This window comes from Larkinella sp. (assembly GCF_965227735.1).
Taxonomy (GTDB): Bacteria; Bacteroidota; Bacteroidia; order Cytophagales; family Spirosomataceae; genus Larkinella.
The window spans coordinates 2,695,516-2,712,634 of the sequence record NZ_OZ245776.1 but is presented as its reverse complement, the minus strand read 5'-3'; the positions used below and the strand labels follow the sequence as shown (position 1 = coordinate 2,712,634).

Genomic DNA, 17,119 nt, shown 5'->3' with positions numbered 1-17,119 from the left:
TGAGTTTGGCTAAAATCACCGGTTATTTCCGGAGATGAGTACTATATAGTTGTATTTAAACAACATAAATAGTTGATTATTTAAGAATGTTTAGGCGGTTACAATGCCTATAAGATCAGAGATAGGACAAAATGGAGACTAAATAGGCTTGTAGTGTTTTCTTTTAAAGAAATTTCGGGATGAAAACTTCTTACAGCCGATCCAGGTATAAATATTTATCAGACAATAATAGCCCTCAAAAATTCCCCGGACAACTAATCAGTTTGAAAAGTGATTGAGTGGTCTTTCTTCGTTTTATTATTTTTTTTGATTTTCTAACCGAATTGTAACCAGCTCGCTTAAGACAATGGGAAGACGCGTTCGAAAGACCAGGCGGTATGCCTGCCGGTGGTTACTTAGCTAATACTTAGTAATTATTTATGCCGTTATTGGTACTTACGAATTGTGGGAAAAGTAATTTATTTCTGCTTTGCGGATTGTCTGAAACATTAAAATTCAATTAAAATTAGTGTCTGATAAAAAATTTACTATTATTTAATTGGTACATAAAATATTGTAAATCAGTATTTTGTCTAGATTAATTTACTCCTTCAATAAGTTAGGAAAAATATTTTATTTACTTTTTTTGCTCTTCGGTTACTCAACATGTCTGATAATGTATTTACTTTGCATTAAGTAAAAGTACTTAGTATTATTCTCTGTCTGATATTGTGAAAGCATCCTCTACTCTTGCAAAGCTCTTTTTTGCATTAGCGACCATTTCGGCGGCAGCACAAACCCCGGCAACCATGTCGGGGTTTGTCTGGGAAATGGGCAATCGCAAGCCTCTTTCCGGCGTTCACGTTTATTGGGCCGGTCATCAAACGGGGACAGTTACCGATGCTGCCGGTTTCTATACCTTATCCGTTCCGGCCAAAGACAGTGTGACGGTAATTTTTTCATTTGTGGGTTACGAAACGGTCACCCGCACCCTCCTCCCAACGACACTTAAGCAGACACTCGATATATCCCTGACACCCGGGCAAACCCTGACCGAAGTGTCGGTTAAAAGCCAGTTGGCCCGGCCAAAAGACAGCGACAACGCCCAACTCAGCCGAATTGAAGTGCCGATTGCCCAACTCCATAAAATACCGGCTTTGCTGGGAGAAAAAGACGTATTGAAAGTGATCCAGCTTTTGCCGGGTGTTCAGAAAGGATCAGAAGGGAACGCGGGCGTCTATGTCCGGGGCGGTGGGCCGGATCAGAACCTGATCATGGTCGACGAAGCCGTGGTCTACAATCCCAGCCATTTGCTCGGCTTTTTCTCGGTGTTCAACGGCGACGCCCTGAAGGGTGTCGAACTGACAAAAGGCGGTTTTCCGGCGCGGTACGGCGGGCGGCTGTCTTCGGTCATCGAAATGGGCATGAAAGAAGGCGATAAGAACAACCTGCACGGTACGGGCAGCATCGGTCTGATTGCCTCCCGCTTGACGCTCGAAGGCCCGTTGCAGAAAGGCAAAGCGTCGTTTCTGGTGTCGGCGCGGCAGTGTTATTTAGGATTGCTGACGCAGGCGCTCTCGCCGGGGCCGGAATCCGGCCTTCCGACCCGCTCCGGTTTCTACGATTACAACGCCAAACTTTCGTTTGATTTGGGCCCGCGCGACCGCGTCTATCTGAGTGGCTATATGGGAGCCGACCAGTTCACCAGCCAGCGGGTTTACAACGATCGCACCTTGGAATCGGAACTCGGCTGGGGCAATTCAACGGGTACCCTCCGCTGGAGCCACCGGTTTTCCAATCGCGTATCGGGTCATACGGCGCTGGTTTTCAGTCAGTACAAAATGCGGGTTGCCAATGAAGAAACGGCCACGGTTGCCAATCAGGCCGGGGCGGTTTTCCGGCTGGAATATTTTTCGGGTATCCGGGATTTTACGCTGAAACATGACCTCGATGTCTATGCCGGGGCGACGCATCAACTGCGGTTTGGTTTTCAGGCAACGTCTCACCGGTTTACGCCCAGCGCGGTGGTTTCGGCCAAACTGGAAACCGGCACACCGTCGATGCGGGCCGATCAGGCCATCGAGGTGATTGAATCCGGGGTGTATGCCGAAGATTTCTGGCAGCCAACGAACCGCTGGCGCATCAATGCCGGGTTGCGGCTGAGTTATTTTTGGCATAAAGACGCGCAGTATGTCCGGCCGGAACCCCGTCTGTCGGTGGCCTACAAACTACCAGCCGACTGGACGCTGAAAGGAGCCTATGCGCTGATGAACCAGTACGTTCATATGCTGTCGAGTTCGGGTGCCGGTCTTCCCACCGACCTGTGGGTGCCCACCACCGACCGCGTGAAACCGCAACAGTCTGAACAACTGGCCATTGGCGTCGTTAAAGATTTCAACTCCGGCATTGCGCTTACCGTCGAGGGTTATCACAAAACGATGACCAACAACATCAGCTATAAGGAGGGCGCCAGTTTTCTGCTGACCAACACCACGGCTACGGGAGCACCCGCCCGCTGGGAAGATAACGTAACGGCGGGCAAAGGCTGGTCGTACGGGGGCGAGGTAATGCTCCAGAAAAAAACCGGTCGCTTATCCGGCTGGCTGGGCTACACGCTGTCGTGGACCCAATGGCAGTTTGCGGACCTGAACGGCGGCCGGAAATTTTTTCCGCGCTACGACCGTCGGCACGACTTCTCGGTGGTGGGCGTATATGAGCTCCGTCAGCGGTGGACGGTATCGGGAACGTGGGTATACGGAACGGGGCAGGCTCTGACGGTTCCGCTGTCGCGGTACGCCGTGAGTGCCAATAATCCGGATCATTCCAACCCCAGTGCCAGCCCGTTTATAGACACCCGAAACGTGAAAGATTACGGCGAGAAGAACAGTTTTCGGGCCGAAGCCTTCCACCGGATGGACCTCAGCCTGCAATACCACACCAAGAGAAAATCGCGCGAAAGTATTTGGGAACTAAGTGTTTACAATGCCTATAACCGGCGGAATCCCTTTTATTATTCGCTGGAAGGGAAAGTAGAAATCGACAATAAACCGTCGAAGTCGGTGCTCTATCGGTATTCGCTTTTTCCGGTCGTTCCCACGGTTAGTTACACGTTCAAGTTTTAAACCGAGTAGTGAATACAATCCCGTACAGCGAATGCAATGGCGCATTTCTGTACGATCATTAAAGTGCAGTGGGTGTAATGGAGCAGCCCTGTACGATTATTAAAGTGCAGTGGGTGTAATTGAGCAGCCCTGTGCGGTTTTTTAAAGTACAACCGGTGCAATGGAGCACCGTTGTGCGGGTTCTGAAGCACAAGGAGTGCAATGGAGTACTCCTTGTGCGGTTTTAGTGAATAACTCTCTGTCTTACCCACTTATTACCATGAAACGGATATACGTCGTATCTCTGCTTGTTATGCTATTGGCCACCGGTTGCCAGAATATGCGTCAGGAAATTGAGCCCGAAGGGTTAACGCAAGTCGCTAAAAAGCTGGTCCTGATTGGATTCATTTCCCCGCAGGACACGGTTCTGGCCATCAAAGTGAACAGCACCCGTCCTGTTGCCGACCCCAATTACACAACCAATTACGGCGTGGTCCGGGATGCCAAAGTAACGCTTACGGCGGGTGGCCGGTCGATTCAACTCACCTATAACGGCAAGAACGATTATTATCAGGCTGATCCGAAGAAATTTCCGATTCGGGCGGGCGAGACGTATCAGCTCACGGCGCAAACGCCCGACGGTCTGAGTGCTTCCGGTGTCTGTACGATTCCGCAGGCCCTGCGCCTGCAACAGGTCCGGCTCGATTCATCGGAGGATGCCAACCGCCAGAAAGAATACTTTGTCCGGTATTATTGGCAGGATGCGCCGTCCGTAACCAACTATTACCAGACAATTGGGGTCTTTGCCTATGCGAAATCGTGCCCTACCTGCAAAGCGGAAGCAGGCACGAAGCCCAAAGCAGAAACCACACCGGTTCTTTTCGAATCGCTGGGAACCGTCAACACGCTGTTGTCGGACGGTGCCAGAGACGGAAAATTGCTGGAATCGTACCGGGGGCTTCTGAACCAGAGTGCCACGACAAGCCAGACGGTGTCTGATAAAATGACGTTCGTTAATCTGTATGACAAGGCCACCGTGAAGGCGAGCTTACTCCATGTGGATGAGGCTTATTACAAGTATCACCAGGCTCTCGAACTGCAAAAAAAATCGGATGGAAACCCGTTTGCGGAGCCGGTGTTGTTACCCAATACGATCACGGGGGGGCTGGGTTGCTTCGCCGGTTACAACCAGTCGACGGTAACAGCAACCTTTAAATAATATTTTTTCCGGGGATATTAATTTTTATCAAGTTTTATTGCGTACAAATACTCAATTTTTGTTACTATTGTATACTTCTTTGAAAGATGCCCCAATCAACCATGAAAGACTATATCGTTGTCCATTATGATGGCAACAGCACGAATCTTACCTACACCGATACGGAAGAAGACGCCCGCGCTTATCTCGCTGCGCTGATTACTACTAATCAGGTACGTAAAGATGATACTTTGTCCATCGTTCGGGTCTGTGACGACTATCTGGTCTATTTCAAACGTCGGAATAATACACTGAAAACCGTTCTGGGAAAAAAGGCGCAGACCTCCGTAAGCTGGAGCGAATTCTGGTTGGGATCAACCCAGGAATTACTTACAAAGCTGTATAAAAAATTAGCCAATTTGGGGGTTGCTTCCGGGGGGCGGTAGGGTATCTCCACAACTTTATGCTTTCGGTCGGTACACGGAAACTATAGGTTTTCCTGTACCCAAAATGTAGGTCTTTGCGGATTGAATAGGGGAGTCCCGAACGAGACCTTTGTTACGGTCAATTCATCTAACAAAGGCTCTCATGCACGCTGTTTCTACCCCCGCTCCTCAACCGGTTCGTACCGCCGAATCCGATCCCAAAAATGACGGTTTTTTTGCGGTACTCTACGACATCATCCGGAATCACCCGCTGCTCTTCACGGCGTTTTTCATGATTCCTTTCCTGGCATTGCTGATTTCACTGGGGTTGAAATGGTACTATGTCTTTCACGATACAACGCATTATTTGTCTGATTTTCAGGTTGATCCCGTAACCGGGAAGTGGACGGATGCCCGGGCGTATTTCAATCCGGGGCTCGACAAATACATCCGTGAACTCGATATAGCCGGTTTGCTCGGCGGGATTGTCGGAATCTTCATCGGTTTGTACGTCACCGTTACGACGGAGAAAGCCAACCGCCTGAAGGAACGGCTGAACCAGCAGGAAATGGAGCACATCAAAACCCAGACCCATTTGCTGGTGCAGGCTACGCAGTCGCTCAACACGCTCATGATCGATGTGAGCGGCAAAGTCAACGAAAAAGTGTTGCTGATGGAAGGCTCCGACGAGGTGCTGAAAGGCATTGGCCGGGTGGTGGAATCGGCGCAGTCGCAGGGCAATGATCTGCTCGTTCTGTCCAATACCGCCCGGGTGGAAGGCATTGCGCCATTTCGGATGGATTACGTCGCCAAACACGCCGACCTGAAACCGCACGAACTCCGGAATGCGACCCAGTTCGACTACGCCCGCAAAGCCGAAGGGCTGCAACGCGATTGTACGGACGTGGAAAACAAGCTGAAAGGAGCCGCCATCTATCTCCAGAACATGGGCAGCGACGCCCACGTCGAGTTTGTGACCCTCAACGACCAGAACGAAGGAGCGAGTCACGCCTTTCTGAAATACCTTGGCAAAGTCATCAATGAACACGTTCTGGTGGAAACCTACCGCCCCGGCAGCAACGCCCTGTTGAGCCAGACCGACAGCGTTCCGCACCACAACCGGTTTTTGATTCCGTCGTCGGCCACCGAACCAGCCGACCCCAAAGCGCTGCTGGTGAACCAATTGTATGCCGAACACACCCAGGCGATTCGGGAAATGCAGGAACTGGGCATCCGGATTACGAAAGCCAACAAGACGCTGCCCGTTCAGTTGTTCATCAGCGCCCCCCGCGAAAACAAACCGGGAATTTACCGGGGCCTGTGCGTCTGTATTCTCGGCAGCGGCTCCAGCACGAGCGGCCGGGCCACCAAACTGACGGCTTTTTTGACCGAAGACCCGCACATCGTGGCCTCGATGACCGAGCTTTTCTACGACTACCAGACCGACGGCAAACTGAACACCCAGGAATTTATCCGCCAGATGATCTGATGAATACGTTCCTGTTGATCCGAAAATTGTGGCCCTTCGTCCGGCGCTACCGGGGAAGTCTGGCCCTGGCGCTCCTGCTGACGACCATCGGTGCCTTGCTGGCCCAGGTGACGCCCCTGGTGATGGAACACACCGTCAATACCGTCCAGAAGTTATTGAAAAAACCCATTGACAAACAGGAAGTAAGCTGGGTGGTCGGAACGCTGGTCGTGATTCTGCTGGCCAAGGAAGTGCTGAGTTTGCTGGTGCAACTGGGGCAAAAATTCCTGAGCGACCGCATTCGGTTTCGCATGGCCGCCGACCTCTACGATTACACCATTCAGCGGATTGTTTCGTACCACCTGTCCTTTTTTGCGCTGGGGCAGAACCAGACCGGGAAGCTCGAAAAACGCATCGACAAAGGCATCGAGAGCCTGACGAAAACCGTCAAAAACCTGTTCGTAGACATTGTGCCGATGCTGGCCAATGCCGCTTTTGCGCTGATTCTGATTTATAACAAAAACGTCGGGGTGGGCATTGTTGCCACGCTCGTGCTGCCGGTTTATGCCTACATCAGCCGCGAACAAACCAATCGCCAGAAGCAGATTCGCCGGAATATTCAGGAAATCCGGGAAAACAAGGCCAATGCGCTGTTTGGTCTGCTCGAATCCATCTTTGTTGTCAAATCCTTCGTGCGGGAAGGTTACGAACAGGGCCGCCAGCACGACCTGAACCACCGGCTGGCCGAGAACGAAATTCGACACCACCGCACCAACTACCTGTTTGACGGACTAAAAAGCGTGGCCGAGCAGGTGGGAATCGTGCTGGTTTTTGTCGTAACGATCTATTTCGTCCTGAATCGCCAGATGTCCGTCGGTGCCATTTTGCTGCACATCATGCTGTTCAACAACGTGTCGGCACCGGTTCGGCACCTGCACCGCATCTACGACGAGTATACCGAAGCCCTGGTGTATGCCGAAGGATTTTTCGATATGATCGAGAACAACACCTACATGCTCCAGCGCGGTTCGCTGAAATCGCCCACCTGGAAAGGGTATTTTGCGTTGCAAAACGTGGATTTTGTCTATCCCAACGGCAAACAGGCATTGCGGAACATCACCCTCGAACTGCAACCCGGCAAGGTGACGGCCCTGGTGGGTTTGTCGGGGGCCGGGAAAAGCTCGGCGCTGAATCTGCTGGCCGGTTTTTACGACCCGACGCGGGGCAGCGTGCTGCTCGACGGTCAGCCGTTATCGGACTACAACAGCGAATTTGTCCGGGAGAACGTCGGGCTGGTATTGCAGAAAAACCACATTTTTGCCGGAACTGTCGAGGAGAATATCCGCTACGGCAAGCTCGACACGCCGTTTGAGGCCGTGGTGGAAGCCGCCCGCCAGGCCAGTCTGCACGATCAGGTGTTGCAGTTGCCGCAGGGCTACCAGACCGAAGCCCGCGCTTTGTCGGGTGGTCAGCAGCAACGGATTGCGATTGCCCGGCTTTTCCTGAAAAACCCGCCGGTGCTGTTGCTCGACGAACCCACCGCCAGCCTCGACGCCATTACGACCGAACAGATCAAGGACAGCCTGGACGCCATCAAGCAGAACCGGACGGTTTTGATCATTTCGCACAACATCAGTCAGATCATGGACGCCGACCAGATTTATGTCATGCAGGAAGGGAAAATCGTGGGGCAGGGAACCCACGAATCGCTCTACCGTGAAGGCGGTTTGTACCGCGACATCATTGATTCCAACGCCCGCTCGATGAACCTGACCCGTTTGGCGGCCACGGTTCTGGGGTGAGAAAAACCGCATGTGAGCCATGAACCAATCGATACGAGGATACACGCTGACCCAGTGGGTGGGGTCGGGCGGGATGGGCGAGGTGTACCAGGCCTACCACACCGCGACGCAGCGGACGGTGGCCGTCAAGCTGTTGAGCCGGATGGAGCAGGCCGACCGGTTTCGGAACGAAGCCGCCGTACAGGCCTCGCTGCGGCATCCGCACATTGCGCTCGTGTACGAGTTTTTTGTGGAAAACGGCCTCTCCTGCCTGGTGCTGGAATACATCGAAGGGCCGACGATTGAGCAGTACATCCGAAAAAATGGGCCTTTTCCCGAAGAAACCGCCTGGAAACTGCTGGCCCAGATTGCTTCGGCGCTGGAGTATCTGCACAGCCGCGACATCGTTCACCGGGATCTGAAAGCGGGAAATATCAAAATTGCCCGACCCGGAAAAGCCAAATTGCTGGATTTTGGCCTGGCGCGGGCGGCTACTTCACCCAAACTGACGCACGAGGGCCACCTGATCGGTACGGCGTCTTCGATGGCTCCCGAGCAGTTTTCCGGCCGGAGCAGTTCCGCGTCCGACTGCTGGGCGCTGGGGGTTCTGCTGTATGAAATGCTGACGGGGCAGCCCCCGTTTGGCGGAAACACGCAGAGCGACATCGGCCGCCGGATTCAGAAAGGCGATTACCTCGCTCCCCACAAGCTGAATCCCGGGCTGTCGAAGGCCAGTGAGCGGCTCATCGACCGGCTGTTGACGGTGTCGCCCGACCGCCGGATGACCGCCCGGCAGGTGCTGGAGGTCCTGCATCACCCGGCTTTGCTGAACGGTCCCGACTGGATGGCGCCGGTCCGGAAGTGGTGGGATCGGGTGAAGCCTTGAATTGGTGGCAGAAATCGTGTAGTTTTAAACGGTTAACCCGTTTGCTCCATGGCTGTCCGATTTCTACCCGTCTTCTTTTTTCTCTTCGTATTCTCCGGAGCCTTCGCGCAAAAACCGTCCGGGTCAACCTTCAAGGTAGTTCCGTTGGGGGTGAAAGGCGGTATCGACGAAAGCAATCTTTCGGCCTATCTGCTGGCTCCGCAGGGAACGGATGCGTACATCTGTCTGGATGCGGGAACGCTTCACGCCGGGATTGAGAAAGCGGTTCAGAATCAGGTATTTAAAGTGAGTTCCGAAACCGTTCTGAAAGAGTACATCAAAGCCTACCTGATCAGCCACGCCCATCTGGATCATTTGTCGGGTCTGATCATCAACTCGACGGAAGATGCCCGGAAGCCGATTTATGCGATGGCGGCTTGCCTTGATGTCCTCAAAAAGAATTATTTCAACTGGAAAAGCTGGCCCAATCTGGCCAATGAGGGCGATCAGCCAGCGTTGAGCAAATACCGCTACACGGTTCTTTCGCCGGCGAACGAAATTCCCATCGAAGCGACGGGTCTGAGCGTGCGAACTTTTCCGTTGAGCCACGGCAATTCGTACCAGAGTGCGGCTTTTCTGATCCGAAACGGCGAACATTACCTGCTGTATCTGGGTGATACCGGCCCGGATTTAATCGAGAAATCGACGCATCTGTCGCAACTCTGGCAGGCGATTTCTCCACTGATTCAATCGAAAAAGCTTAAGGGATTATTGATCGAAGTTTCGTATCCGAACGAGCAACCGGATAACCAGTTGTATGGGCATTTAACACCGAACTGGCTGATGCACGAATTGACGGTTTTGAGCAAATTGACCGGTGCAACAGCCCTGGACGGATTGCCGGTTGTGATTACACACATCAAACCGGCCGGAACCAACGAAGCCGCGATTAAAAAGCAGCTTCGGGAAAGCAACGCGCTGAAACTAAAATTAATTTTTCCCGAACAGGGATCGCTTCTGGAATTTTAACATTTCTTATCCCATGTTTCCATTTTGGTCAACGGTTTTATTCGCTTTGCTGATGGTGGCTGGTTTCCTGCTGCTCTTCAAAAGCATTGGCAAATTGATCCGCATTTATACAGCCGGAACAAAAATTGAAGACTCGGCGTTGGTGCCGGATTTTGAATTTCCGTTAAAAGAGCCCGGCGCGTACGAAATCGCGGTCAAACGCCCTTCGTTAACCGGTATAATTCCGACGGATATTCCGTTTGAAGTGTCCGATTTAATGACGGGAAAGACCGTGGCCGTGCATTCGTTTGTCAACCTGCTCGGGCAGCGGAAAGATGGGTCGGGCAGCCGGATTGTTCCCATTGCCGAATTTACCATCGAACAGGAAGGTCGTTTTAAGCTGACGAATCCGCAAACTGGTCGGTTTAAAGAGAGAGATTCCCTGATGGTGATGCCCAAAACCGGTAGTCAGGGGTTTCTGATGATTTTTGCGGTTTTATTTTCGGCCATCCTCTTCATTGGCGGTTTGGTGTTTTTTATTCTATCGCTGTTGGAAAAGTAACAACCATACGCTCCTGTTTTATAGTTTGGCCGCGATTTATGAAATTATTTACGAAGAATTTGATTATCAGTTTGTATTGTTTCGCTAATTCCACGGCAATTCTGACCAGCCGGACTTTATAACCCAGCCGGAAAGGGAATAAAAATTCCTGATTAATTTTAATCGAAAACCGTATTTATTTGTAAGAATACCACGTATTTTTGCTCTTTACTCGTAGTTTCATTCCACACACTTCCAGTCAGAATTCCCGTAACAATTCCATCTCTAATAGACAATGAAAGAAGCGCGCAGGTTGGTGCAGGCGAAAGCCGATGGCCTTCCTGTAGTGATACATGGTGTAGTTTTTAGTCATGCTAAACGAGATATAACCCTCAGAATCAGAACGGGAGAAGTGAGCCGGAAAGAGCAGGTACCCATCAAATCCGCGTGTCCATCAACATTCCTGCCGATAACCGCGATTATGTCCTGTTTTCCTTAGTAGAAATACCCGAAAGTAGGTATTGTTAGCCTATTTGGTATGGCTAATTTTACCTTGTTTACCAAAATGCGAATTAAGTAATATAAGGGGGTGTGGCCTGGCCAGAAGCGGCCTTCGGTCGCGGGCGGTTTTTATTTTCACATTTTTTCAAAAAAGGTGATAACCTGAGTCCGGTTGCGGACATGGATGGGTACAAAATCAAATTCTATATGCGATCGATCGTCTTGTTTTGCATTTGTCTTGTCAGCCTGACTACGCTTCGGGCTCAATCTCAACCCACTTTTCACGTCATCATGGTAGGGGCTACCGAAGATAAAACCCTGGCCCGGGCCTGTCAACTGGATATTCTTCGCTTCCACGAGCAGTTTAGTAAAATTGCCGAAAGCATCGGCTACGTGTATAAGCCGGGCGTGTTGGTGAAAGAAAATTTTAGCAACGATGCGATTCGGAAGTCGATCCTGGGATTGACCTGTGGTGCGGAGGACATTGTCGTTTTTTATTACACCGGGCACGGTTTCAACCTGACCAAATATGCCGGGAATTTTCCGATCATGGCGATCGATACGACCGGCGACGGAAACTTCCCCCTCATGCTCATTCATGAAGAATTGATGAAAAAGAAGGCCCGGTTCTGTCTCACCATTGGCGATTGCTGCAACAAAGTGATCGATGAGAACGTCCCCCAGGACCGGTCTATGGTGAAAGGCACGGCGTGTAATCCGGCTATTTTTCGTCAGTTGTTCCTGCAGCAGCGGGGGGGCGTCATTGCCGCCAGCAGCAAACGGGGGCAGGTTTCGGGGGCTGCTCCGGGCGGGAGTTTTTATACCTGGTCGCTCCTGCAATCGATCGATTATGCCTGCCATTACAACGAACGGGTGACCTGGGAGCAGTTGCTCGACGATACGCAAACCCGGATGTGGAGCATTCAGGCCGCCCGCCAGGCCAAACAGGAGTCGATCTTCACGGTTGGATTGGCCAGTGATTCTACCACAACGGTGCCAGACAGCCAGGTGGCAGTGGTACCGCCATCAACACCGCCGTCTGCCGCCCCGGTTGCCCCGGTCGATTCCAATGCGGTTGCTCCTGCCCAGCCAGCGATGGTTGCCGGAGCGCCACAACCCGCGGCCCCGGCATCGGCTCAACGACCGGATTTCAGCGACGTAAACGGTTTTCTGAACACGCTGGCGGATGAGTCGCTCACCTATGCCGTTCGCACCTCGAAACAGACCCAGGCCGGGCAGTATTTTGTTCACAATGCCCGGGTAAAAGTATACGTCAACGCAACCCAGGTGGCACTCATACCGCTGGATCAGTTGATGAGCCGCTATTCGACGCTGGCAAAAAGCATCCGGCAGGTCAACATCGTGGAGCGGCTTTCCAAACTGGATCCATCGGGCCGGTTTTACACCGAAGTCGCCGTTCAGGAGATCTGGAATCAGTAAATGAATGGTACGGTGCTGATTGATAAACCTTTACAGAATAATCCCCTCGCTATGAAATTCTTTTTTCTGCCCGTCTTGCTGAGTCTGATGCTGACCGGAGTCCAATCGGTATCGGGGGCCAACGCCACCACTGCAATTAATCCGGATACGCTGACCCAGCAGCAACTTCAGGACTTTGGCGAAGAAGCTAAAATCCGGATCAAGGCCTTCGTGGATTTTCTGGGAATTATTGCGGACAAAGACCGTCGCTTTGACGAGCGCAATGGAGCCATCCGGCAGGCCCTTGGGATGTTTGAGAGAGAAGCTACCCTTCTGATTTTAAATAGAATGACTGGGGTGACACACACAATGCCGGTGCGACAATATCTTGAAAGAGTTAAATTGCTCAAATACGAAAACATGCAGGTTATCAGCGCTGAGCCGGTTCTCAGTGTTCAGGAATCCCCTTTTTATAAAGAAAAAGGTTGGGTGGTTCTGTTTAAGAAGGCCACTATGAGTGTCACCCTCCGGGATTAAAATTATAAATAATCATTTTTCGCGCAAACCGAATAATCCCCTCGCTATGAAATTCTTTTTTCTACCCGTCTTGCTGAGTCTGATGCTGACCGGAGTCCAATCGGTATCGGGGGCCAACGCCACCACTGCAATTAATCCGGATACGCTGACCCAGCAGCAACTTCAGGACTTTGGCGAAGAAGCTAAAATCCGGATCAAGGCCTTCGTGGATTTTCTAGGAATCATTGCGGACAAAGACCGCTCTTTCGATGAGCGTAACGGAGCCATCCGGCAGGCCCTGCTGATGTTCAAAAAAGATGTCAGCGTCGAGGTTTCCAATATCAACACGGGGACGCGCACCACTTTGCCATTGCGGCAATACCTGGAAAAGATCAAGGCACTCAAGTACGATAAAGTGCAGATTACCAACTTCGAATCGGTCCGATTGGATAGTTGGAAAAAGCAGCCCGATGGGTCCTACCAGGCAACCGGGCAGTATTTTCAGGCCTTCAAAGCCTGGCGAAATGGCGTCCCGGTTTATCAGGATAAAACCACTAAAAAGATAGAAGCGGACCTGCGGGTGCGGGAAGACCCCTTCTATAAGGAGAAAAACTGGATGGTTTTGTTGGGAAATATCACGGTGGATGCCACCGTTCGGGACGATAACTAATTGCACACAACGCGAATGACAATTTGGCAAATAGTAATGGGAGCCGTTCCGCTGCTGGCGGTTTTGGGCCAGACGCCGACGGTTATCGAGGGGCCACGAACGATGGAATCGGCCGATACGCTCCGGCAAGCCGGGGTGACGGATACGCTCAAAAAACCGGCGACGGATTCGCTGACCAGGCTCGTTGCGGATTCGGTGGCGAAGCCGGCCTATCTGTCCGTGGTGAGCCGACCCGCCGAACCGTTCATGATTCAGCGCGTGGCTTTTGTGAGTGATTTTCTGCACCGGCTCAATTACCAGCAAACGCCGACGCAGCAGCCTTTCGACTCCCTGAGTCGGCTGACCTACCCACGGGAACGCTACCTGCGGATGCTTTTCAACGAAGACGACCCGCGGCTGAAGGTGCGCTCGGGCCGACACAGCCCGGCCTATCAAACCCTGGTGGATGAGTTTGTGTCGACGATTGCAAACGACACGGCCGCCGTTTTGCTGCCGAAGGATACAGAGGAGTTATTTGGCGAAGTGGAATACGCGGTTTTGTACAAAAATACGCCCCAGAAGGTTACCTTTTTTCTGAAAAGAAACCGGACGGATTCCTATTCGGACTGGAAGATCATCGATGCGGAGGCTCCTTTTCTGAAGGCTTCGCGGACGGATACCATGCGACTGGATACGTCCCGACGCAACGATCGTTCGCTGTTTATCAGTTCTGAAACGCACGAAACCCGGTTTTTGAATCTGTATAATCTTTTGCGCAACCGCGAAAACCTCCTGGCCTTTACGCTTTCGGCCTATCCGGTTAGTAAAACGCTGATTCGGCTGTCGAAGGCTGTTCAGGAGGGCAGCCTTACCTTACAACAAACCCAGGAGGTGCATCTGTATCTGGACATTCGCCGGGGCTGGCTGCTCAAACTGGAAGATTTTCACCGGGAAAAAGAAAATGCGGGCTGGCTCATTACCGACCTCTACAGCGTCGAGTACCGAACGCCCCTGCCTGCCGCCCTGAGCCGGTATATGAAATGGTCTGCATCGTCTAAAAAGTCTGACTGACATGAATAGCATGAAAAACATACTGATAGGGATTCTGATCGGTGGCTGGATGTCCAGTACGACCAGTTGGGCCGCCCCCGATAAACCCGCCGGATTGAATCTGGTGAATCCGGCCGTGGCAAACTGGCTGGCGAAGTGGGAAAACCGGGTCAATCGACTCAGCAGCCGGGTCGATTCGGCAGAGATGGACACCCGGAAACGGGCTTCCTGGCAGGAATTTTTTGTGGCCGACACGGTGAAGATTCCGGATTTGCGCCAGCCAGCGGTTATTTACCAGCACGTTTCGCCCCAAACGACCGCCCGGAACTGGGCCAACGGTTTTTCGCAACTGTTCTGGGAAGATGTCTTTCATTTCCAGCTTCAGCCGACCCGAATGCGGCAAGTGGCCAAAAAGAAGAACCGCACCCGCCTTGAAGTGACCGCGTCGGTAGCGTTGACAGGCATCCTGAGCGAAGGCCGGCAGCCGCTGCGGCAACTCGACGAGTGGGTGCTTGAACTGGATGCGACGGAGCGGAAGGGGGCCTACCAGGATTTGGTCATTCACCGCATCCGGCGGAAAGCCGACTCGATTGAGCTACCGGGTTTGACCATTGCCAAAGTGGCCGACTACCACGAGCAGATGCAGCATTGGTTTGTGCGGTTTCTGGCCGACTCAACCCGGCAAACCCAGGCCCTCGGTAAACTGAAACAACTGATGCGCTCGGATACGGTGGTGATCATGACCGGTGAAAAAGCCGATACGCTGACGCTGGCCCAGCTTCTGGCCCTGCGGCTGAGGCCCGAAGCCATCGCCCGGTTCCAGATTCAATCGTTCGACCTGGAATATTGTGATGACTTTATCGAGAACCCGGATAAGGTCGTGGTCGGACAGCTCATTGTGCTGGAAGGCGTCACGGTTTCGGTCGAAAGCCCGCAGATTTACCGGCGCAAACGAACGGATGCCGTTCCGTTTCCGGCCGGTCGCCGGGAACCCTGGGTTCAGGCATCCAACCTGGTCGTTCACTGGAATCAATCGAGTCAATTGCGATGAAACACCTGTCAATTTTCGTACTGCTGCTGAGTCTGGCCGTTTTTCACGGCCCGTCGATTCAGGCTCAGTCGGCCCGGACGGCGCTGCAATGGATGGAACTGGCCGACCGGGAAACCGATCCGCAGAAGGCCATTGGCTACTACCGGGAAGTCCTGAAAATCCAGCCCGACGGCCTGACGGCCGCCGAAGCCTACCACGGGAGCGCGGTGGTTCGCTCGTTGCCCGCCGTGAAAGCGTACCGGGAGGCCCTGGAGGACGTCAATCAGGCCATCCGCCGGGATGAGGGACCGGCCAAATACTACGCCCAGCGTGCGTACATCTATATTCAGTTGAGCGAGTATGAACGGGCCGCCCGTGATTACCAGCAGGCCATCAACCGCGCACCCTCCAAAGCGGATTATTACAGTGGGTTGAGCTATTGCCAGACCAAACACGGCCGGTTCGACGAGGCCGAAACCACGGCCCAGAAAGGCATCGACCTCAACGCAAACTCGCCTTACGCCTATCGAAACCGGGGCCGGGCGCGGTTGCGGAAAGGCCAGGTCGATGTGGCCATCGCCGATTTTCAGACGAGTCTGAAATTGAAACACGGCCAGCTTTTTCGGGTGTATTGCGATCTGGGTGAAGCCTATGAACAGAAAGGTGAATTGAAACAGGCACTCAACTACTACCAGCAGTCGCTGGACATCGATCCGGATTTTCCGGATGCGCTGGTGGGCAAGGCACAACTGGAGCAGAAGTTGAAAATTGGCGGCAAAACCGGTGCGCTGTCGGCTTCCAATTTCAACGGTCGCCGGATGGCGCTGGTGGTTGGTAACTCCGATTACAAGAACGTGAATAGTCTGGATGGTCAACCCCGAAACGACGCCAAAGCCATGCAAAAACGGCTGACCGACCTGGGCTTCGAAACCATGCTCGTTACTGATGTGACGCGGGAAGGCATTGATAAAACGCTGCTGGAATTTTACAAAAAAGCCAGTAAAGCCGACGTCGCGCTGGTATTTTATGCCGGACACGGCGTGCAGCACCGGGGCGAAAACTATCTGCTGCCCGTCGATGCGCAGCTTAAGAACCCGGAAGACATGGATTTGCAGGCTATTTCGGTAACGAACCTGATCGACGCCATTCAAAAACAGGAACCCCGGTATTGCATCATTATCATCGATGCCTGCCGCGACGACCCATTCAGTAAACCCGCCGGAACTACGGCTCCGGCCCGAAAGGACAGTACCCGGTCGGTTCGGCTTTCGGTGGTTGCGGGCGAGCAGCCCCGCCCGGTGTCTCAGGGTGGGCTGAGCCGCGGATTCAAGCGAATTCATGTCGAAAACAGCATCAATAACTGCTACGTGGCCCTGGCCACCGCGCCCGGCTCCACCGCCCGGAATGGCCCGAAGGAGAACGGATACTATACGGCGGCCCTGCTCGCGCACCTTCGGCGGGGACGGCGGATCGGGGATGTTTTTCAGGACGTACGCAGTGAAGTGATTGCCCAAACCCAGAAAAATGGATTTTCCCAACAACCGGAATACATCGACCGAACCGTTGAGCCTCTTGTTCTGTAACGCTA

Annotated in this window: 14 protein-coding genes; all 14 read left to right on the top strand. The window is 52.7% G+C overall.

What is annotated here, in order from left to right:
• Nucleotides 1-788 precede the first annotated feature (788 nt).
• The 14 genes from ACO064_RS10490 (at nucleotide 789) to ACO064_RS10425 (ending at nucleotide 17,114) form a co-directional block, all read left to right on the top strand.
• Nucleotides 789-3,101, top strand: coding sequence for a TonB-dependent receptor (locus ACO064_RS10490; RefSeq protein ID WP_421827326.1), 2,313 nt, complete (start codon nucleotides 789-791; stop codon nucleotides 3,099-3,101).
• A 259-nt stretch (nucleotides 3,102-3,360) separates the two neighbouring features.
• Nucleotides 3,361-4,299 (top strand): DUF4249 domain-containing protein, encoded by a 939-nt coding sequence (locus ACO064_RS10485; RefSeq protein ID WP_421827325.1) that lies wholly within the window; start codon nucleotides 3,361-3,363, stop codon nucleotides 4,297-4,299.
• Nucleotides 4,300-4,400: 101 nt separating this feature from the next.
• Complete coding sequence (locus ACO064_RS10480; protein ID WP_421827324.1) at nucleotides 4,401-4,724, top strand: hypothetical protein; 324 nt, start codon at nucleotides 4,401-4,403, stop codon at nucleotides 4,722-4,724.
• 142 nt (nucleotides 4,725-4,866) lie between these two features.
• Nucleotides 4,867-6,192: a hypothetical protein gene (locus ACO064_RS10475; protein ID WP_421827323.1), complete on the top strand. Its 1,326-nt coding sequence runs from the start codon at nucleotides 4,867-4,869 to the stop codon at nucleotides 6,190-6,192.
• Complete coding sequence (locus ACO064_RS10470) at nucleotides 6,192-7,973, top strand: ABC transporter ATP-binding protein (RefSeq protein ID WP_421827322.1); 1,782 nt, start codon at nucleotides 6,192-6,194, stop codon at nucleotides 7,971-7,973. The genes ACO064_RS10475 and ACO064_RS10470 overlap by 1 nt, the downstream gene beginning before the upstream one ends.
• 19 nt (nucleotides 7,974-7,992) lie before the next feature.
• Nucleotides 7,993-8,838 carry a serine/threonine-protein kinase gene (locus tag ACO064_RS10465; protein WP_421827321.1) on the top strand — a complete coding sequence of 282 codons (846 nt, stop codon included), beginning with the start codon at nucleotides 7,993-7,995 and terminating at the stop codon, nucleotides 8,836-8,838.
• A 48-nt stretch (nucleotides 8,839-8,886) separates the two neighbouring features.
• A complete protein-coding gene (locus ACO064_RS10460) occupies nucleotides 8,887-9,846 on the top strand; it encodes an MBL fold metallo-hydrolase (RefSeq protein ID WP_421827320.1) in 960 nt (319 codons plus the stop codon).
• A 13-nt stretch (nucleotides 9,847-9,859) separates the two neighbouring features.
• Entirely contained in the window at nucleotides 9,860-10,387 is a 528-nt protein-coding gene (locus ACO064_RS10455) for a hypothetical protein (RefSeq protein ID WP_421827319.1), read from the top strand.
• 687 nt (nucleotides 10,388-11,074) lie between these two features.
• Entirely contained in the window at nucleotides 11,075-12,307 is a 1,233-nt protein-coding gene (locus ACO064_RS10450; RefSeq protein ID WP_421827318.1) for a caspase family protein, read from the top strand.
• 51 nt (nucleotides 12,308-12,358) lie between these two features.
• Complete coding sequence (locus ACO064_RS10445) at nucleotides 12,359-12,823, top strand: hypothetical protein (RefSeq protein ID WP_421827317.1); 465 nt, start codon at nucleotides 12,359-12,361, stop codon at nucleotides 12,821-12,823.
• A 46-nt stretch (nucleotides 12,824-12,869) separates the two neighbouring features.
• Entirely contained in the window at nucleotides 12,870-13,472 is a 603-nt protein-coding gene (locus ACO064_RS10440) for a hypothetical protein (RefSeq protein ID WP_421827316.1), read from the top strand.
• A 15-nt stretch (nucleotides 13,473-13,487) separates the two neighbouring features.
• Nucleotides 13,488-14,522, top strand: coding sequence for a hypothetical protein (locus tag ACO064_RS10435; protein WP_421827315.1), 1,035 nt, complete (start codon nucleotides 13,488-13,490; stop codon nucleotides 14,520-14,522).
• A gap of 10 nt (nucleotides 14,523-14,532) precedes the next feature.
• Nucleotides 14,533-15,552, top strand: a complete 1,020-nt coding sequence (locus tag ACO064_RS10430) for a hypothetical protein (RefSeq protein WP_421827314.1) — start codon at nucleotides 14,533-14,535, stop codon at nucleotides 15,550-15,552.
• Complete coding sequence (locus ACO064_RS10425) at nucleotides 15,549-17,114, top strand: caspase family protein (protein ID WP_421827313.1); 1,566 nt, start codon at nucleotides 15,549-15,551, stop codon at nucleotides 17,112-17,114. Before ACO064_RS10430 ends, ACO064_RS10425 begins: the two co-directional genes overlap by 4 nt.
• The last annotated feature ends 5 nt before the right edge of the window (nucleotides 17,115-17,119 follow it).